The organism is Microcoleus sp. Pol17C6, from assembly GCF_036701145.1.
Lineage (GTDB): Bacteria > Cyanobacteriota > Cyanobacteriia > Cyanobacteriales > Microcoleaceae > Microcoleus.
Map to the genome: position 1 here is coordinate 1 of NZ_JAUBQH010000092.1, position 17560 is coordinate 17560.

At 46.8% G+C, this 17560-nt stretch carries 18 protein-coding genes and 1 pseudogene; 10 read left to right on the top strand and 9 right to left on the bottom strand.

The genetic code is table 11. The features are described 5' to 3' along the window. The first annotated feature begins 152 nt into the window (after positions 1 to 152). On the top strand, positions 153 to 884 hold the full coding sequence (locus QUA25_RS27200; protein WP_333042676.1) for a DUF6920 family protein: 732 nt from the start codon (positions 153 to 155) through the stop codon (positions 882 to 884). A 152-nt stretch (positions 885 to 1036) separates the two neighbouring features. Here QUA25_RS27200 and QUA25_RS27205 read toward each other — a convergent pair whose 3' ends face one another. After that, entirely contained in the window at positions 1037 to 1213 is a 177-nt protein-coding gene (locus tag QUA25_RS27205; protein WP_333042677.1) for a hypothetical protein, read from the bottom strand. A gap of 26 nt (positions 1214 to 1239) precedes the next feature. Between QUA25_RS27205 and QUA25_RS27210 the strand changes: the two genes are divergently transcribed. The 3 genes from QUA25_RS27210 to QUA25_RS27220 all read left to right on the top strand — a co-directional run bounded on the left by QUA25_RS27210 (position 1240) and on the right by QUA25_RS27220 (position 2159). Then, complete coding sequence (locus tag QUA25_RS27210; protein WP_333042678.1) at positions 1240 to 1506, top strand: type II toxin-antitoxin system ParD family antitoxin; 267 nt, start codon at positions 1240 to 1242, stop codon at positions 1504 to 1506. Continuing rightward, the gene (locus QUA25_RS27215) at positions 1503 to 1805 is read left to right on the top strand and encodes a type II toxin-antitoxin system RelE/ParE family toxin (protein ID WP_333042679.1); all 303 of its coding nucleotides are present in this window, start codon (positions 1503 to 1505) and stop codon (positions 1803 to 1805) included. The genes QUA25_RS27210 and QUA25_RS27215 overlap by 4 nt, the downstream gene beginning before the upstream one ends. 126 nt (positions 1806 to 1931) lie before the next feature. Beyond that, complete coding sequence (locus tag QUA25_RS27220) at positions 1932 to 2159, top strand: hypothetical protein (protein WP_333042680.1); 228 nt, start codon at positions 1932 to 1934, stop codon at positions 2157 to 2159. Here QUA25_RS27220 and ilvA read toward each other — a convergent pair. Beyond that, positions 2126 to 3637 (bottom strand): threonine ammonia-lyase, biosynthetic, encoded by a 1512-nt coding sequence (ilvA, locus tag QUA25_RS27225; RefSeq protein WP_333042682.1) that lies wholly within the window; start codon positions 3635 to 3637, stop codon positions 2126 to 2128. The genes QUA25_RS27220 and ilvA overlap by 34 nt on opposite strands. Positions 3638 to 3870: 233 nt before the next feature. Between ilvA and QUA25_RS27230 the strand changes: the two genes are divergently transcribed. Continuing rightward, on the top strand, positions 3871 to 4425 hold the full coding sequence (locus QUA25_RS27230; RefSeq protein WP_333042683.1) for a GNAT family N-acetyltransferase: 555 nt from the start codon (positions 3871 to 3873) through the stop codon (positions 4423 to 4425). A gap of 91 nt (positions 4426 to 4516) precedes the next feature. On the opposite strand, the gene QUA25_RS27235 is transcribed toward QUA25_RS27230, so the two are convergent. From QUA25_RS27235 to QUA25_RS27255, 5 genes are all read right to left on the bottom strand, one after another. Continuing rightward, complete coding sequence (locus tag QUA25_RS27235) at positions 4517 to 5086, bottom strand: hypothetical protein (RefSeq protein WP_333042685.1); 570 nt, start codon at positions 5084 to 5086, stop codon at positions 4517 to 4519. A gap of 188 nt (positions 5087 to 5274) precedes the next feature. Further along, positions 5275 to 6132 (bottom strand): bifunctional class I SAM-dependent methyltransferase/HIT family protein, encoded by an 858-nt coding sequence (locus QUA25_RS27240; protein ID WP_333042687.1) that lies wholly within the window; start codon positions 6130 to 6132, stop codon positions 5275 to 5277. Positions 6133 to 6241: 109 nt separating this feature from the next. Next, a complete protein-coding gene (locus tag QUA25_RS27245) occupies positions 6242 to 7873 on the bottom strand; it encodes an Hsp70 family protein (protein ID WP_333042689.1) in 1632 nt (543 codons plus the stop codon). Positions 7874 to 7893: 20 nt separating this feature from the next. Then, positions 7894 to 8676 carry an XRE family transcriptional regulator gene (locus QUA25_RS27250; protein ID WP_333042691.1) on the bottom strand — a complete coding sequence of 261 codons (783 nt, stop codon included), beginning with the start codon at positions 8674 to 8676 and terminating at the stop codon, positions 7894 to 7896. A gap of 11 nt (positions 8677 to 8687) precedes the next feature. Further along, positions 8688 to 8900, bottom strand: a complete 213-nt coding sequence (locus QUA25_RS27255; protein ID WP_333042693.1) for a DUF2997 domain-containing protein — start codon at positions 8898 to 8900, stop codon at positions 8688 to 8690. Between the two features lie 82 nt (positions 8901 to 8982). Here QUA25_RS27255 and QUA25_RS27260 point away from each other — a divergent pair, with 82 nt between their 5' ends. Further along, positions 8983 to 10005 (top strand): low specificity L-threonine aldolase, encoded by a 1023-nt coding sequence (locus tag QUA25_RS27260; RefSeq protein WP_333042694.1) that lies wholly within the window; start codon positions 8983 to 8985, stop codon positions 10003 to 10005. 200 nt (positions 10006 to 10205) lie between these two features. Here QUA25_RS27260 and QUA25_RS27265 read toward each other — a convergent pair whose 3' ends face one another. Both QUA25_RS27265 and QUA25_RS27270 read right to left on the bottom strand, forming a co-directional pair. After that, positions 10206 to 10604, bottom strand: a complete 399-nt coding sequence (locus QUA25_RS27265) for a DUF4112 domain-containing protein (protein WP_190737102.1) — start codon at positions 10602 to 10604, stop codon at positions 10206 to 10208. Positions 10605 to 10674: 70 nt separating this feature from the next. Further along, entirely contained in the window at positions 10675 to 11013 is a 339-nt protein-coding gene (locus QUA25_RS27270; RefSeq protein ID WP_333042695.1) for a helix-turn-helix domain-containing protein, read from the bottom strand. A gap of 116 nt (positions 11014 to 11129) precedes the next feature. Between QUA25_RS27270 and QUA25_RS27275 the strand changes: the two genes are divergently transcribed. From QUA25_RS27275 to QUA25_RS27290, 4 genes and pseudogenes are all read left to right on the top strand, one after another. Further along, complete coding sequence (locus QUA25_RS27275; protein WP_333042696.1) at positions 11130 to 11828, top strand: pirin family protein; 699 nt, start codon at positions 11130 to 11132, stop codon at positions 11826 to 11828. Positions 11829 to 12011: 183 nt separating this feature from the next. Continuing rightward, positions 12012 to 12218 carry a hypothetical protein gene (locus QUA25_RS27280; protein WP_333042697.1) on the top strand — a complete coding sequence of 69 codons (207 nt, stop codon included), beginning with the start codon at positions 12012 to 12014 and terminating at the stop codon, positions 12216 to 12218. Between the two features lie 163 nt (positions 12219 to 12381). Beyond that, complete coding sequence (locus QUA25_RS27285; RefSeq protein WP_333042698.1) at positions 12382 to 14025, top strand: trypsin-like peptidase domain-containing protein; 1644 nt, start codon at positions 12382 to 12384, stop codon at positions 14023 to 14025. 412 nt (positions 14026 to 14437) lie between these two features. Then, positions 14438 to 15508, top strand: a pseudogene (locus QUA25_RS27290) (ABC transporter ATP-binding protein); the annotation flags it as partial. Between the last annotated feature and the right edge of the window lie 2052 nt (positions 15509 to 17560).

Below are 17560 nucleotides of genomic sequence, written 5' to 3' on the forward strand. Positions count from 1 at the left end.
GCAGCACTCCCTGAACTCTCTCAAAGTAGCAGTCCTACAACCTAGATGGCAACTTCGTTTGAGGTGCGCTTACCCTGGGCGCGATCGCCCTTGGAGCATACCGCTGGCATCTCGGTACCCAGGAACTGCGATCCAATCTGGAAGCTGCACGCTTGCCGATTAAACCTCTCACCTTTGATGCGCGGGAAATCGCCGATTTACCCCAGCCCGTGCAGCGCTACTTTCGCGCGGTGCTCGAGGATGGACAACCGCTAATTGCAACAGCGCGGGTTTCCCACGAAGGCACGTTTAACATGAGCGAAACCGCAGAAAAATGGAGTGCTTTCAACTCAACTCAACTGGTAATTACTCAACGCCCTGGCTTTGATTGGGACGGGCGAATTGCCATGAGCCCCGGTATCAATGCGTTTGTTCATGATGCCTACATTTCTGGCGAAGGCATCCTCCATGCGGCGCTGCTGGGCCTGGTGACTCTGGCGGATATCCGCGGCACTCCAGAAGCGGCACAAGGGGAACGGATGCGCTTTTTCGCGGAGGCGGCTTGGTATCCGACGAGACTGCTGCCGAGTCAGGGTGTTCGCTGGGAGGCGATCGACAATTCTTCGGCCAGAGCAACGCTACAGGATGGCGACACCGCTGTTTCCCTGGATTTCCGCTTTGATCAAGCAGGGCTAATCGCCAGTATCCGCACCGAGGCCCGCCCCCGTACAGTTAACGGCGGGCTGGTGTTTGCGCCCTGGATTGGCCGCTTCTGGGACTACGAATTGCGAGACGGTATGCGGATTCCGCTCTCCGGTGAGGTGGCGTGGCAACTGCCTGATGGCTCGCTATTGCCCTACTGGCGCGGCCGCATCACGAATATTGCCTATGAGTTTGCACGATGATTCTCGTTTGTGTTGTAGGGTACCCCGAATCCTGAGATTTTCCGAGGTATTTCATAGGAAAAATCTGGTAATATTTGGCAGGCGATTGGTTCGCCTCCAGCTTTTCGATCGTTCAGTTTGGGATATGTCTGGAAACTCTATGAAGGTGAGGTTTACAAGCGACTGAGGATATCGTCAGATAGGAAAAATAAGTTTAATGAATTGCTAGTTGTAGGATAAGTCGAAAGATGAGGATGCGATCGCCCAATCTCAGAGCGATCGAGCTTATCATTGGTATCGATCGCGAAATCCAGATTTTGCCACTGGTTTCGAGGACTGATGCGATACAATTAAAGCAAACGAGTAAATCAATACTATGAGCATTACTCTGACAAAAACCCAAGAGATATTCATCCAAACTAAACTGCAAACTGGTAAATATGGTTCTGCCGAAGAAGTGCTGGAAGTTGCTTTGCGATTGTTAGATGAGTACGATCGCGCCGATAGCGAATGGATCGATTCTGTACGAGTTAAGATAGATGCTGCTGTTGCCATGTCCGAACATACTCCACCTATTGATGGCGAAACTTTTATTGCAGGGATTTTGGAGCGTTTCCGGCAAGCGCGCGAGATTCAACAATGAAACGCTATCTCATAAACGTTCTGGCCAGCCAAGACCTCAACGAAATTGCTGATTATTTCACTACCAACAACATCGAAGCAGGTGAGCGCTTTTTTCAAGATTTTTCGCGTCGCTGCCAACAATTAGTCAACTTTCCTAATTTAGGCAGGAGTTATATAGAAATACGTCCCAACTTGCGAGGTCTGCGTTTGGATGGCTACATCATCTTCTACCAACTTTTAGATGATGGCATTGAGATTCTTCGTGTAGTTAGCGGTCGCCGAGATATACCATCCCTATTTGAGGAACAAGAACCGTGACATTGAGATATAAAATAGCGCAGACTTTACTCCTCCAAGTCCACCTGTTTAACCTGCTCTAAAGGTATATCTAGCGCTTCTGCAATTTGTTCCTCGCTCAAGCCAAACTGCCGTAATTTATCAATTATGACTGAATTGCTCGATCGCGCGAGCGCCCAATTGAAAACTTTATCAGCAGACGAACAGAATGCGATCGCAGCTCGTCTCCTTACCGAATTAGAAGATGAACGAGCATGGAAAGCTGAATTGGAAGCTACAACAGATGCTCAGTGGGATAGTCGAGCTGAGATGGTACGTCAAGAAATCGCTGCTGGCGATACCTACCTCAAAAATAGCTTATACGCCGGATTCTGACTCTCATCCCCATACTGATAGCCCAGCGTATCCAAAAAAGCCTGCCATTCCTGCATCTCATCGGGCGGTACTTGAATTCCCACCACAATTCGCCCGTAATCTGCGCCGTTATTTCGATAGTGAAAAACGCTGATATTCCAGTTAGGGCTCATCGAACCGACAAACTTCATCAACGCACCCGGACGTTCAGGAAATTCAAAGCGATAAAACAATTCATGATTCGCTAGCATCGAACGCCCGCCCACCATATGCCGCACGTGCAATTTCGTTAATTCATCATCAGTTAAATCCAAAGTCTTGAAGCCACAATCTTCAAAACTTGCGGCTATCTTCACCGCATCGGCACGGTTTTGAATTTGTACGCCGATAAAAATATGTGCCTCTTTCTCATCCGCAATTCGATAGCTAAATTCAGTTAAATTGCGTTTCCCCAGACATTCGCAAAACCTGCGGAGACTTCCCGGTTGTTCGGGAATTGTGACTGCAAAAATGGCTTCGCGGCGTTCGCCAAACTCGGCTCTTTCTGCTACAAAACGCAGGCGATCGAAATTCATGTTCGCGCCGCAAGCAACAGCAATTAATGTTTCTCCTGCGATTTGTTCCCGTTCGACGTAAGCTTTCGCACCTGCGATCGCCAAAGCGCCAGCAGGTTCTAAGATCGATCGCGTATCTTCAAAAACATCCTTAATCGCCGCGCAAACATCATCCGTATCCACCAAAATAATCTCATCCACATACTCCTGACACAAGCGAAAAGTTTCCTCCCCCACTTCCCGCACAGCAACGCCGTCAGCAAATAAACCCACCTGCGACAAACGCACCCGTTTACCGGCTTTCAGCGATTGATTCATGGCATCGGAATCCACCGGTTCGACGCCAATAATTTTAATTTCCGGCCGCAACCGCTTGACATAGGCCGAAATTCCCGAAATCAATCCACCGCCACCAATTGCCACAAAAATCGCGTGAATTGGTTTTTGATGTTGCCGCAGAATTTCCATGCCGATCGTACCCTGTCCAGCAATCACGTAGGGGTCATCAAAAGGGTGAATAAAAGTCATACCTTTTTCCGCCTCTAATTGACGCGCAAAAGCGTAAGCATCATCGTAAGCATCCCCATGCAAGACTACCTCTCCACCACGGGCTATCACCGCATTTACCTTCACCTGCGGCGTCGTTACGGGCATGACTATGATCGCGCGAGTTCCCAGGTGGCGGGCGGCGAGGGCGACTCCTTGGGCGTGGTTGCCGGCGGAAGCTGCAATGACACCTTGTGCTAGCAAATCCGGCGACAGTTGCGCCATTTTGTTGTACGCACCCCGCAGTTTGAAGGAAAACACCGACTGCATATCCTCTCGCTTCAGCAAAAGTTTATTGTTGAGCCGTGCTGATAGATTTGGGGCGCATTCTAGGGCTGTTTCTTGAGCAACATCGTAGACGCGGGCTGTGAGGATTTGTACCAGGTAATCGCAAAGCATGGGGTTAGCAGGTTGGTTGATGCCGGATGGTGGGATAATTGTACGGCACTTGTGTTAGTATTTTGCGGGGAATTGGCGAGCGGGCGATCGCAAGTTTTTAATAATAACTTTTCGCTTTGGAACATAAAAAGCCTGAAGACTATGAATAATATTTCGTTTTTGCCCTTTCCCCGGTTATAAAATCCGGTTTGTGAGCGTATTAGTCCGTAATCCTTGATTTAGTATGTAAATTCATGAACGTACAAATTACAGATTTGCGTGCTGGCGACGAGCCAAAAATTCAACAGGTAGCTAAATTAATAGTTGAAGGTTTTAAAGAGCATTGGCCCGGTGCTTGGCCCGACCTAAATTCTGCTTTGCAAGAAGTGCAAGAATCTTTGGAACCGGATCGCATCAGTCGAATTGCTGTCGGCGACAGCAATCAAGTTTTGGGATGGATTGGCGGGATTAAACAGTATGACGGTAATGTTTGGGAACTGCACCCGCTGATAGTAGGAACAGAATTTCGCGGACAAGGAATTGGTCGATCGCTCGTAGCTGATTTAGCAGCAGAAGCTAAAAACCGGGGAGGGATCGTGCTGTGGGTGGGTACCGACGACGAAGACAATCAAACCACTCTTTCAGGCATCAATCTTTATCCTAACGTTTGGGAACACATCGCCAAAATTAGAAATTTGCGCGGTCATCCCTACGAATTTTATCAAAAAATGGGTTTTGCGATCGTGGGAGTGATGCCCGACGCCAACGGAATTGGCAAGCCAGATATTTTCATGGCAAAGCGGTTGTAAAGTTTAATGTAGGTTCTAAATTTACTGGCCGGTGGCTTGCCAATCCAACACTTAGCAAAATTAGTGGTTGAAAGTTTCCCAGACAATCGGTCTAGTCTGGACGTGCGAACCCCGTTCGAGGGTCGCTAATAAACAAACCCAGAACTAACGAATCCATCACCGTATCCCAGACAGGAGTCAAACGTTCAGCATCGTCAACCCAGTAATCAAAAGTAATCAAACACTGAACATTAGATCCCAATCCAATACAGATTCGCGAATAAGCTTCCCGCTGCTCTGGAGGGTCGATAAACTTAAATTCAGTCCAAACAATGCGGGCAGTTTGCCGCTTCAATTGGATAATTTCCCCAAAAGCGATCGGATTTCGGGTATCATCTTCAACCACCTTCTGTAATAGCGGCACCAGCGGAAAATCTGCCCAGTTATTAGGTGGTAGCAAATTAAACGAAACCTCCAAACGACAATCATCATCCGGCGGCTTTTTATCCGTAAACCTGAACGAATTAGTATCCGGTTCAAAATGCCAATCTTCCGGGACATCAAAGCGGACTGCACCTCTTCCTGCTACAAAAATTCGAGTTCCAGGCTTTGACTTCCAATTGTGGTCTTCTTTGAGTTCTAGAGTTTCCTTGAGCCATTCTTGCTTTTTGCGCTTAGACATAAACAGAACACCAAATTGCTGCTAATGTGTAGTTTTAGACCTTGCAAACACATTTTAACTCTATTTGGCTCGCCGTTTGCTCAAATATAACAATCCTTACAAAAATTATGAATTCCTCTCTTCTCTATTCCTCTGTGTTCTCTGCGCCTCTGCGGTAAAAAATAATTCCTTTCACAATTTACTAAGTTTTATTTTTCAGTCTTGGGAATCACATACCTAATTCCGCCTTTATTCCCAGCCGCATCGCCATTGTAACGGGGGATAACATGAATAGCCGCGTGACTGCGACTTTGACCCGCCTGTTTATTAATATTTATTCCCACATTAAACCCGTCCGGATGAAATTCTTTACTTAACATCTCTTGTACCTTATTAGCCATAAACCAGCAAGCCGATTGCTCTCGAAACGGTAGTTCAAAATAATTGGCGACGTGACGCTTGGGGATGATTAAAACATGACCTTTGCTGGCGGGATAACCATCAAACATCGCATAAGCTGTTGCTGATTCAGTTAGCAAAATTAGGTTTTTATACGGATTGCAGAATATGCAGTTATTAGTAGAATTTCTTTGATGGTTGTAATGAACGTATTTGTAAATTTCGCACGACTCATCTAGGTGAACTGGCTTAAAGGGAAGTTTGACAATGCACTGATATGTAGGTTTTTTGTGCACGTAATGTTCTCGAAAGCCTTCTTTTTTGATATCCCTTCTCACCGCAAAATACGCATTCCCTCCCGGTTTCAACAGGTGCGACACTTCCATCAGGACATTAGCTTGCTCTTCAGGAAACAAAACATTCAAAACATAAAAGCAAATGATTGTGTCGAATTTATCCTGGGGGAATTCCGGGAAATAATAAGGGTCATAACCCGTAATATCGAAGCCTTTTTGCTGCAACAATCTCACATCGCTGCCGAAGCCGCACCCAAAATCTAAGACTTTGCCTTGCAGCAAGTTTTTATCCAATAAAAATCTTGCCGGAAATGACAGGTAAATTCTTTCGATTGCCGTCAGGTGGCTGAATTTATTTGGTTGCTTTTTCATGGCGGCATAAATTTGATTTAAAGCGATATTCTTCAGTCAGCGCACCATCCAGACGAGAGTTTGTGGAGTAGCAATTTCCAGATCCGAATGTTATCTAAAAATTTTACCATTATTGCAGTTTGGCGATCGCCCCTTTTTCCACCAACACCTTACCAGTCACCAAATCCCGCACCGTCGCCAACAAAACCCGCCTCTCATCTACCTCAAAACTCACCGAAATCCTGTCAATTCCCAATACCCCGGGCGGATCCAAATGCGCTACGCAAACCTGCTGGTGGTGGCTTTCCAGAGACCGAAAATCCGTTTTTTTGTTGAGCAAACTGCTCGTCATTTGCCCTTTTTCGTTAAAAATAACCTCCGCTTGCGATACCTCCGCCACTTCCCCAATATCTAACCGAATTTCCCTTTGCCCTTCAATTGCCACTTGCAGTGTCAACTCTTCGGAACTTTGACAGGGATACTTCATTTCCTTGCTAAATATCGGCGAATAAGCATAAGCTTTAGCATAAGGTTCCCAGAGGCGAATTGCATAGCTGTGGCGCAAATAATCGTCAACACTCGCTAATTGTGTCAAGGCTAAAGCACCGTGCGCCACCGCTTCAAACGGCTTGTCAGCTTTGACTTTTTGCCGCCCAAAATACGAAACCACTAAATTAGATACAGCAGGAATTAGAGAAGTTCCTCCTACCAGCAAAACCTGTTCGATATCTGCTTTGCCGATACCTTTTCCCATTGCAATGCTCAGCAGTTCATCTAAACTTTCGCGCAACTGTTCTAACAACTGCCTAGATTCCAGAATTTCCTCAAGCTTTTCTCGGTTTAGCTGCAAGTCGTAAGACATAAAATTTTCATCATCAAACCAGCTTTCCTTCGCCTCATTAACTTGAGAAAGTTGAATTTTTAACTTTTCCGCTATTTCTAATAAGTTTTGCCAGCCAACTGGACCGACTTCTGGCCGCGACGAACCAATTTGCCGCAAATAATCTTCGACAATCCAGATGTCAATATCTTCGCCGCCTACATAAGCATCGGATTTTGCCAATACTTCGGCACCCACCCCCCCCAGCCCCCCCTTGGTAAGGGGGGGAACGAGATTTGTCCCCGCGTTGCTAAGGGGGGGTAAGGAGGGGGTTAGAGCAGTACGGACTAAACTTAAATCTAAAGTTCCGCCACCAAAATCAACTACTAAAACTAGAGAGCCGGGGCGTTTTACTGCATATCCCAGGGCGGCGGCTGTGGATTCATCTATTACCTGAATTTCCGCAACTCCCAAACTTTCTCCTAAGTCGCGAAACCAATCTAGATATCGCTCAAAGGCTCCGACAGGTACTGTAAAAATTACTTTTTCTGGCTGTATATATTGTAAATATAATTGTTTCCAAATAGTCTTAATAAACTGTTCTGCTACTGATTCGGCTGTGTAGGTGTCGCCGTCGATATTGCGGGGCGGCGGCTGAAAGTCGGCAGCTAAATTGCGTTTAAAAGCTTTGAAAAAGCGGTCTGGCTGGGATTGCCCCAAACGCTGCGATCGCACTTTTTCTCCCAGCACTAACTCTCCGCCATTTTTCACAAAGACTAAAGTCGGCACCACAGATATTTCTCGAATATCTCCGCTCAAATTCTTCGTTTTAAAAATGCGGGACATCTCCCCCAATCGCAAAGTTTCTGGTGTTTGCGTATCCGGGTTAAGAATGCAGACAACCGTATTGCTGGTGCCGAAGTCAATGGCAACTGTAGTCATGTTGATTTAAAATTTAAAATTTAATTTTTCATTCCCGCTGGAAGGGTGCGACTAACTTTAGCAGGAGTAAGAATTCGCTCTCCCTCGCGATAGCCGACAAACCGAATATAAACTAATTCTCCTTCGGTTATATCCTCAACATCCGGCTGGTGCAACTGCGGATTGTAAGAAGTTTGTTCCCAGGCAGAACCGATTGTTTGAAAATCCCAGCTTGACAAGAGATTTTCTAAAGGAGTAAACAAAGCTGAGAGATTTTTGGCGGGCATATCCGGCTTGGCTTCTGCCATTTTGCGGGCGGCGGGATAGTTGGTTAACAAAGTTTGCAACTGTTCAAAGGTAGCGCGGCGAAAATCGGCAGTTAGTTGAGCTTTTTGCTGCTGCAATTCCGATCGCAGCCGGAAACACTGCTGCCTCAATTCTTCTATTTCGCTGGGATCAGTTGTGATTCTAGCCGATATTGGCAGTGCGAGCAAAGTGCGCTCGAACTCTTGAAAATTCAAATTCAGCACTGTTGCCAGCCGCCTCAGTTGGTTTACCGTGAGTTTTCCCACGTCTCCCTGGCGCACTAAACGCACCGCGTAGCGACTTAAGCCTGCTTTTTCGCCTAAGTCTTGCCAATCGAGAATGTCTAGCTGATTCATGCGTTCCCGCAGAATTTTATCGTACTTAAACTCGATCGCATCTCCCGCCTCAGATGCAGCATAAAGGTAGACTAAAATGAGAAAAATGCCCCCGACAGCCAGCGCGAAGCTGAAGGCAGGCACTGTTGTTACATCAACTGTTGCACCGATGAACTCAAACATTTTTAACTCTTCTAAACCTGTTTTAAAGTCTGCGTTTGTTCAACGGTCAAATTTTCTTCGGCTTGATAATATTCTGGTAGCAAGTCTTGAGATTCTACTTCTCCGAGGGCTTTTTCAATTCCGGCGGTGGTGTCGGTGCAACTAGAACCGGTGGCGTTGAGGACGGTTTCGGTAATTTTGCCGTCTTTGCCGATTCGGTATTCTATTTGGCGGTATTCTGCCATAATTCTGCCTCTTAGTTTAATGCTTGAGTGTTGACTGCTGAGTGTTGAGTTATATTATAGATTCTATTTACCAATTATTCTAATGAATTTTTGTAGCGACAATGCAACCGGGGTTTCGCCGGAGATTATGGCGGCGATTGCAGCGGCTAATTGCGGTGCTGTGATGTCTTACGGAGATGATGAATATACACAGCGTTTGCAAGTTAAATTTTCGGATTTGTTCGAGACATCGGTGACTGTTTTTCCGGTAGCAACTGGTTCTGCTGCTAATGCTCTTGCCCTTGCAGTTGTTACTCCTCCTTACGGCGCTGTTTACTGTCACGCAGCATCTCATATTAATGTGGATGAATGCGGCGCGCCGGAGTTTTTTACAGGCGGTGCAAAGTTAGTGACAGTAACAGGAAATCATGGTAAAATAGAGGCAGAGACTTTAGGAAAAATACTCGATCGCGCTGGTGCAGGTGTCGTCCACCACGTACAGCCCGCAGCCGTCAGCATCACTCAAGCAACGGAAGCCGGCACAGTCTACAATCCAGCAGAAATTTCCCACATTTCGGAAGTAGTTCGCGCTCACAATTTGCACCTGCACATGGATGGAGCTCGCTTTGCCAATGCTGTTGTCAGTTTGGGCTGTTCTCCGGCGGATGTCACTTGGCGCGTCGGTGTGGATATTCTATCGTTTGGAGCGACAAAAAACGGCGCGATGGCTGCGGAAGCTGTGGTTTTTTTTAATCGAGATTTAGCCAAGACTTTCCCTTTTTACCGCAAGCGCAGCGGGCATCTTTTCTCGAAGATGCGGTTTTTGTCGGCGCAGTTGGAAGCGTACATAACGGATGATTTGTGGCTGAAGAATGCGGCTCATGCAAATAATATGGCAGCGAAATTAGCCCAAGGTTTGGCGGAAGTTGAGGGAGCGAAGTTTTGCCATCGGGTTGAAGCCAACGAGATTTTTATTCAACTTCCAGAATCGGTAATTACATCGGTTTTAGCTGAGGGTTTTCTGTTTTATCGCTGGGATGAATGTACTGTTAGACTGGTAACGGCTTTTAATACTAGAGAAGAAGATGTTATTGCTTTGGTGGAAGCGGCTAAACGACATCGGTGATTATTTCGTAAGGGCGAGTTTTACGAATAATATCTGACGAGTACCAACAATCTAGATAAACCCGCCCCCCACAACAGATAACCCACATCAACATTAAATTTGAATCGAATGCGGAAAATCTACATTCTGATTTTTCGTGTGATGGGGGCGAGCTTGAGAGATTGTTGGTTATTTACAATTATTGTTTGTGAAATTCGTACCTACAATTTAATAGATTGAGGAACAGGTTCGGCAACTGCGGCTAGTTCTGGTTCAGCTTCTTCGAGGTGTGCTTCTAAAAGCGCCAGATTTCTCATGTTTGATTTATAAAAAGCATCGAAGATATCTCCTACTAAAGGTACTGAACCAACGACGGCTTCTAGACCGATATTGTAAATCATTTTCCCTAGAGTTTTTTGGGGAATGTTGAATCGAGTTGCTAAATAAATTAGGTAGGCGGAAAACGCAGTATCTACGATATCCCCAGCACCCGGAACTAAACCGATAATCGGGTCTAAACCAATGCGAAATTTAGTGCCGGGGATGCCAATGGCGGTATCCATCAGGCGACTGAGTTTGCGGATGCGGTTGAGGGTGGCGAGACGCTCTATGTTGTTCATATTATTATTGTTGAACTAGGTTGAAAATTTGAAATCTGTCGGAAGACGGAAAAAAACATCTAGAAACCGCTCATTTTCCATCTTCGCTAATATGCTGAATTCCCCATTCGTGCATGGCATTAATAATCGGTTTGAGACTCTCGCCCAAAGGCGTTAGCGAATATTCAACTTTTGGCGGCACTTGCAGGTAAATTTCCCGGTGCACGATCGCGTCTGACTCCATTTCCCGCAGTTGCTGCGTCAGCATCTTCTGAGTAATGCCGTTGACAGCTCGTTGCAGCTCGTTAAAACGCTTCACTCCTTGAAACAACTCCCGCAGAATCAAGACTTTCCAGCGCCCGCCAATCACCTCTAGAGTGCGTTCTACAGGGCAATTTGCTCGATCGACCTTTGCTTCTTGAACTTGCATAGTATCTTTTTGGTAAGTACCGCACTTTTAAGTGCGTACTATCCATAATAGCTTGACTAGGTTTAAAATAAAAACATCAAAGAAATACCCGATAAATTTCACTGAGGATTCAGAAGATGATTACCGTTAGAAAAAGTGAAGCAAGAGGACACGCAAATCACGGTTGGCTAGACAGTTACCATACATTTTCTTTTGCCGGCTATTACGATCCAAATTATATGAATTTTCGCTCTTTGCGCGTAATTAATGAGGATGTCGTTAGCCCCAGCAGAGGTTTCGGCACTCACGGGCACAGCGACATGGAAATCATTACTTATGTATTAGAAGGAGCATTAGAACACAAGGACAGTTTGGGTACTGGTGCAGTGATTAAACCCGGTGAAGTACAGCGGATGAGTGCAGGTACGGGTATCCAGCACAGCGAGTTCAATAACTCGCAAACAGACCCGGTTCATTTGCTGCAAATCTGGCTGTTACCCGATACAAAAGGCTTGCAGCCGAGTTACGAACAGCGGGAGTTTCCCCTAGCAGAAAGACGCGGAAAACTGCGCTTAGTGGCGGCACGAGATGCGAGAGATGGTGCTGTGAAAGTGCATCAAGATGTGGATTTGTATGCGGCTGTTTTGGATAAAGACTCGCGGGTTTCTCATGCTTTGCAGCCGAATCGCCACGCTTGGGTGCAAGTTGCTCGCGGCTCGATTTTGCTCAACGGTTTACCTTTGAAAAATGGCGACGCTGCAGCGGTTAGCGGCGAGTCTGAGGTGGTGATTGAAGCGGCGGCAGATGCTGAAATATTGCTGTTTGATTTAGCATAAAATTGGGCAGCCTATATACTAAGTAAGGTGCGTAATTCGCACCCTACTTAGTGATGGATAATGTGCGCATTGCCCACCCTACTGAGGGTGGGTTACTACTTAGGAAATAAGTAAATAGGAGGAAGACAGTAAATTTTATTTATGGTACTTCTGGTAAGGGATAAGTCTTTAGGATAAATTTTTATGCAACAAAACCCGATCGCCCGCAAGCATCTTGTTTTGAGCCTCATCACTGGTTTAGCAGTTGGCGTGATCGCAGGCGCACCCCTCGGCTGGATGGCTAATGGGTCTTTTTCCGACCAGCGTTCGGCTCAAAGTATCCTTTGCCGAGAAAAGAATAGAGATCAGCCAGTGGCTATTGTTGAGGCTAGGTGCGGTTCCCGATTCTAAATTTTTCTGCTAGCCAGAGGGCTGTGTCAAATATTGTGAGGCTTGTGCGAATGTCGAAGTTCGATCGTCGCGCAGGCGTTTTGGCGTTGTCAACCGTGAATCTGCCACAAACCGGAAAAGTTATCCGTCAGTTGATATGTGGGTATGTTAAATTTACACAATAATGAATTACAGCAGAACAATTCCGGCTATTTTGAGTGCTACGATCGCCCTGAGTTCGATCGCCCTCATTCCACTGACATCACCTCAAATTGCCCTCGCATTAACCGCCGACAAAGTTAAAACCGTTGCCCAACAAATTACGGTTCGCATCCAGGGGGCAAAAGGCGGTTCAGGAGTAATTTTAGAGAAGCAGGGCAGCACATACTATATTCTCACAAACTGGCACGTTGTCGATAAAGCCGGCGATTACGAGGTCGTAACTCCCGACGGCAAAGCTCACTCTGTATCATACAGCCTCGTGCGGCGAGTGCCGGGGATGGATTTAGCCGTCGTGCCCTTCAGCAGCACTCAAAGCTACCCCCTGGCTCAATTAGCCAATTCCTCAGCAACTAAGGGAAACAAGGCTTATGTGGCGGGCTGGCCGATATCCGGCGGTTCTTTGAGACAGCCGATTTTCATCGCCACCGAAGGTCAGCTTACCGGCCGCCAAACTCCCTGGAACGGTTATACTTTGGTATACAATAACTTAGTGAGAGCGGGCATGAGCGGCGGCCCAGTGCTCGACGATGCGGGGCGAGTTGTCGCAATTAACGGCATTGTCAGGTTAGAGGAAAACTCCGATAAAATCGTGGCGGCGGGGATAGAAATCAATACTTTCATGAAATGGCGATCGACTATTTCGCTGCCAGTAGTTCCCCAATCTCCTACTGCCGGAAACCCGAAAACTCCGGCGAATAATCCGCCCCGCAAGCCCGCAAGTGCGATCGCCTTTGCTACCACAAATACCCTCAAAGGGCCTTCGGAAGTTGTCAGTTCTCTTGCCCTTTCTTCAGCTTATTTTACCACAGGAAATAGCAACGGCACAATCTCAGTTTGGAATTTCCCCAGCGGGCAATTAAAAACTACCCTGCAAGGACACACGGAAGCCGTAAACTCACTGGGGGCGAGTGCGGATGGCAAGGTGTTAGCTAGCGGTAGCGACGACAAAACTGTAAAAATTTGGAATTTAGAAACGGGCGCGGTTGTACGCACTTTGAGCGGGCATTCCAATGCTGTTTCGACCGTTGCCGTTAGTGCCGACGGTCAATTTGTAGCCAGTGGCAGTTGGGACAAAACGATTAAGATTTGGAACCAGAAAACAGGAGAGTTGCTGCGGACTTTGACCGGGCATTCTGGGTTGGTGAATGCTGTTGCAATTAGTCCCGACAACAAAACTTTAGCTAGCGGCAGCAAAGATGGTTCAATTTGGTTGTGGAATTTAGCTACAGGTCAAGCAATTCGCACGATTGGCGGCAAAAACTTGGCTGTTTTGTCGCTAGCTTTTACTCCCGACGGCAAAAGTTTAGCGGCGGGAAACAGCAATGGCACTGTTGGGTTGTGGAATGCCGGAAACGGGCAGTTAATTCGGCGTTTAAGCGGGCATACTGACGGAGTTTGGTCGGTGGCATTCAGTCGGGATGGCACTACGCTGGTTACTGGCAGTTGGGATAAAAGTGTGAGACTTTGGGATGTGCGATCGGGCGAATTGAGAGGTAATTTAAGCGGTCATGCTGGCTACGTTAGCGCTGTGGCGATTAGCAGCGACGGTAAGACTATTGTTAGTGCGGGTTGGTTGGGGGAAATCAAGATTTGGAAAAGGAGTTGAGATTTTTTTGAACGAACCGCGAAGGCGCGTTAGGCGGAGGGGCGCGTAAGCACTACTCAACCTAGAAACAGCCCCGCGTCTGTAGCGAAGGCAGCTAGTTGAGGGTTCGGTTAGGCACGGACTCTACTGGTAGGGTGCGTCAGGTGGTAGCGATTCGATGTACATCGGCTAATCATTTCCGCGCGCCGCACCCTACTACCTAGCATTTTGTTTCAAAGTCCGATCGACCCTTATGATAGATTTGGTTCTTGCCAGACTACACTGGAAGACAAAATCAAATTAAAAATTTCGCCATAAATTCGATCGACCCGCCGATCGGGCGGGACTCTCAAATTCGTGGAACAGGCGTCCCGCCTGTGGTTGGCAAAGTAAATCTAAAATCTAAAATCTAAAATCGCGTGACTTCTGACAAATGATTGAAGTAGAACACTTAAGCAAAACTTACGGTTCGACCGCAGCGATCGCGGACGTGTCTTTTTCGGTCGAATCAGGAGAAATTCTCGGTTTTTTGGGGCCAAACGGCGCGGGCAAAACCACAACCATGCGGATTTTGTCGGGATATTTGCCGGCATCCAGCGGTACGGCCCGCATCGCCGGCATGGATGTTCACGAAGACTCGATGGCCGTCAGACAGCGCATCGGCTATCTGCCGGAAAACCCGCCACTGTATCCAGAAATGACTGTGGAAGGGTTTCTGTTTTTTGTCGCCCGGATCAAGCAAGTACCTGCGGGCGATCGCGCGCGACGAGTTACCTCCGCGATCGAACGCTGCGGCCTGGTTGATAAACGCAAAGTTTTAATCCGCAAGCTTTCTAAAGGATTTCGGCAGCGCGTCGGTATCGCGCAGGCGATCGTCCACGACCCCCCAGTGATTATCCTAGACGAACCAACCGTCGGCCTCGACCCCCGACAAATCATCGAAGTCCGCAATTTAATCAAAAGTCTTGGCGGCCAGCACACAATCATCCTTTCCACGCACATTCTGCCGGAAGTCAGCATGACTTGTAACCGCGTTACCATTATCAATCGCGGTAAAATCGTCGCTGCGGGTAGTCCCGAAAATTTGATGGGAGAGTTGGCCGCCGGAGAGGGCTACGAACTCGAAGTTGAAGGCGAGGGGGATTTGGTAAACAGTCTGCTGTTGCCTTCTTTGGAAAACTTGCGGGGAGTTCGATCGGTCGAATTGATTCCAAGCAATCAATTTTTAGTGGGTCGCTACCGCCTGCGGGCATTGTGCGAATCCGACATAGAACCCGGACGAGAAATTGCTACAGCTATCGTCGCCTCTGGATTTGGACTGTGCGAAATGCGTCGCTCTCGCGCTACTCTGGAAGATGTGTTTTTAAGGCTGACAGCGGCTGAAAAGAAACCGGAAGAAAATCTAGTTCATAGCGAACCGGAGGTCGATCGAAATCTGCAAGAAGCGGCAACAACTCAAGACTCGATCGCGGATTATCATCAATCAGAATCGCAACCGATAGTCGAAAATCTGCCCGTTGTTTCAAAAACAGTAGAGTCGATCGAGCATCCTCAACCAGAACCGATAGTCGAAAATCTGACCGTTGTTTCAGAAACAGTAGAGTCGATAGAATCTATCGAGCATCCTCAACCAGAACCGATAGTCGAAAATCTGCCCGTTGTTTCAGAAACAGTAGAGTCGCTCGAGCATCCTCAACCAGAACCGATACTCGCAAATCTGCCCGTTGTTTCAGAAACAGTAGAATCGATCGAGCATCCTCAACCAGAATCCGAACCAGTTGTAGAAACCGTACAGCCGATAAAAGGGAAGAATCTCAGTTTGGGTGTCACAGGAACCAGATCATCTTACTCGCTACAGATATCTCAACAAGCAAGCAGGATGCTCACTTTTGTAAAAAATGTTTTTTACAAAAGTGAGAGACTCCCGATCGAACCTTCTCCACCAGAATCCGAACCAGTTGTCGAAAGGCAAGAGTCGATCGAGCATCCTCAACCAGAACCGATAGTCGAAAATCTAGAAGTTTCACAAACCGTAGAGTCGATCAAGCATCATGAACCAGCATCGGAACCAGTTGTAGAAACCGTAGAGTCGATCGAGCATTCTCAACCAGAACCGATAGTCGAAAATCTGCAAGTTGTAGAAACCGTAGAGTCGATCGAGCATCCTCAACCAGAATCTGAACCAGTTGTCGAAAGGCAAGAGTTGATCGAGCATCATGAAGCAGAACCGATACTCGAAAATCTAGAAGTTTCACAAACCGTAGAGTCGATCAACTATTCTCAACCAGAACCGATAGTCGAAAATCTGCAAGTTTCACAAACCGTAGAGTCGATCGACTATTCTCAACCAGAACCGATAGTCGAAAATCTGCAAGTTGTAGAAACCGTAGAGTCGATCAACTATTCTCAACCAGAACCGATAGTCGAAAATCTGCAAGTTGTAGAAACCGTAGAGTCGATCGACTATTCTCAACCAGAATCCGAACCAATTACAGAAACAGCAGAGGAAATAAGCGATTTAGAACCTGGAATGCAACCAGTGGCCGATTTTCTGGAAACTGTAGAAAGACAAGAGTCGATAGAACATCCTCAACCAGAACCGGTTGTCGAAAATCTGCTCTTTGTCGAAACACTAGAGTCGCTAGAACATCCTCAACCAGAACCGGTTGTCGAAAATCTACTTATTGTAGAAACAGTAGAGTCGCTAGAACATCCTCAACCAGCACCGGTTGTCGAAAATCTACTCATTGTAGAAACAGTAGAGTCGCTAGAACATCCTCAACCAGAACCGATTGTCGAAAATCTACTTATTGTAGAAACAGTAGAGTCGCTAGAACATCCTCAACCAGAACCGATTGTCGAAAATCTACTTATTGTAGAAACAGTCGAGTCGATCGAGCCTTCTCAGCCAGAACCGATTGTCGAAAATCTCGAAGTTTCAGAAACGGTAGAGTCGCTAGAACATCCTCAACCAGCACCGATTGTCGAAAATCTACTTATTGTAGAAACAGTCGAGTCGATCGAGCCTTCTCAGCCAGAACCGATTGTCGAAAATCTCAAAGTTTCAGAAACGGTAGAGTCGATCGAGCCTTCTCAGCCAGAACCGGTTGTCGAAAATTTGCTCATTGTAGAAACAGTAGAGTTGATCGAGCATTCTCAACCAGAACCAGAACCGATTTTCGATTCACCAAAGTCGATCGAGCCTTCTCAGCCAGAACCGGTTGTCAAAAATTTGCTCATTGTAGAAACAGTAGAGTCGATCGAGCATTCTCAACCAGAATCCGAACCGATTTTAGAAACACCAAAGTCGAACCAACCTTCTCAACCAGAACCGGTTGTCGAAAATCTCGAAGTTTTAGAAACACCAAAGTCGAACCAACCTTCTCAACCAGAACCGGTTGTCGAAAATCTCGAAGTTTTAGAAACACCAAAGTCGAACCAACCTTCTCAACCAGAACCGGTTGTCGAAAATCTCGAAGTTTTAGAAACACCAAAGTCGAACCAACCTTCTCAACCAGAACCGGTTGTCGAAAATCTCGAAGTTTTAGAAACACCA

What these genes read in the sequence shown, in the direction of transcription:
- QUA25_RS27210 (WP_333042678.1), top strand. Translation starts at nt 1,240, where the DNA reads ATGAGCATTACTCTGACAAAAACCCAAGAGATATTCATCCAAACTAAA.
- QUA25_RS27215 (WP_333042679.1), top strand. Translation starts at nt 1,503, where the DNA reads ATGAAACGCTATCTCATAAACGTTCTGGCCAGCCAAGACCTCAACGAA.
- QUA25_RS27220 (WP_333042680.1), top strand. Translation starts at nt 1,932, where the DNA reads ATGACTGAATTGCTCGATCGCGCGAGCGCCCAATTGAAAACTTTATCA.
- ilvA (WP_333042682.1), bottom strand. Translation starts at nt 3,637, where the DNA reads ATGCTTTGCGATTACCTGGTACAAATCCTCACAGCCCGCGTCTACGAT.
- QUA25_RS27230 (WP_333042683.1), top strand. Translation starts at nt 3,871, where the DNA reads ATGAACGTACAAATTACAGATTTGCGTGCTGGCGACGAGCCAAAAATT.
- QUA25_RS27235 (WP_333042685.1), bottom strand. Translation starts at nt 5,086, where the DNA reads ATGTCTAAGCGCAAAAAGCAAGAATGGCTCAAGGAAACTCTAGAACTC.
- QUA25_RS27240 (WP_333042687.1), bottom strand. Translation starts at nt 6,132, where the DNA reads ATGAAAAAGCAACCAAATAAATTCAGCCACCTGACGGCAATCGAAAGA.
- QUA25_RS27245 (WP_333042689.1), bottom strand. Translation starts at nt 7,873, where the DNA reads ATGACTACAGTTGCCATTGACTTCGGCACCAGCAATACGGTTGTCTGC.
- QUA25_RS27250 (WP_333042691.1), bottom strand. Translation starts at nt 8,676, where the DNA reads ATGTTTGAGTTCATCGGTGCAACAGTTGATGTAACAACAGTGCCTGCC.
- QUA25_RS27255 (WP_333042693.1), bottom strand. Translation starts at nt 8,900, where the DNA reads ATGGCAGAATACCGCCAAATAGAATACCGAATCGGCAAAGACGGCAAA.
- QUA25_RS27260 (WP_333042694.1), top strand. Translation starts at nt 8,983, where the DNA reads ATGAATTTTTGTAGCGACAATGCAACCGGGGTTTCGCCGGAGATTATG.
- QUA25_RS27265 (WP_190737102.1), bottom strand. Translation starts at nt 10,604, where the DNA reads ATGAACAACATAGAGCGTCTCGCCACCCTCAACCGCATCCGCAAACTC.
- QUA25_RS27270 (WP_333042695.1), bottom strand. Translation starts at nt 11,013, where the DNA reads ATGCAAGTTCAAGAAGCAAAGGTCGATCGAGCAAATTGCCCTGTAGAA.
- QUA25_RS27275 (WP_333042696.1), top strand. Translation starts at nt 11,130, where the DNA reads ATGATTACCGTTAGAAAAAGTGAAGCAAGAGGACACGCAAATCACGGT.
- QUA25_RS27280 (WP_333042697.1), top strand. Translation starts at nt 12,012, where the DNA reads ATGCAACAAAACCCGATCGCCCGCAAGCATCTTGTTTTGAGCCTCATC.
- QUA25_RS27285 (WP_333042698.1), top strand. Translation starts at nt 12,382, where the DNA reads ATGAATTACAGCAGAACAATTCCGGCTATTTTGAGTGCTACGATCGCC.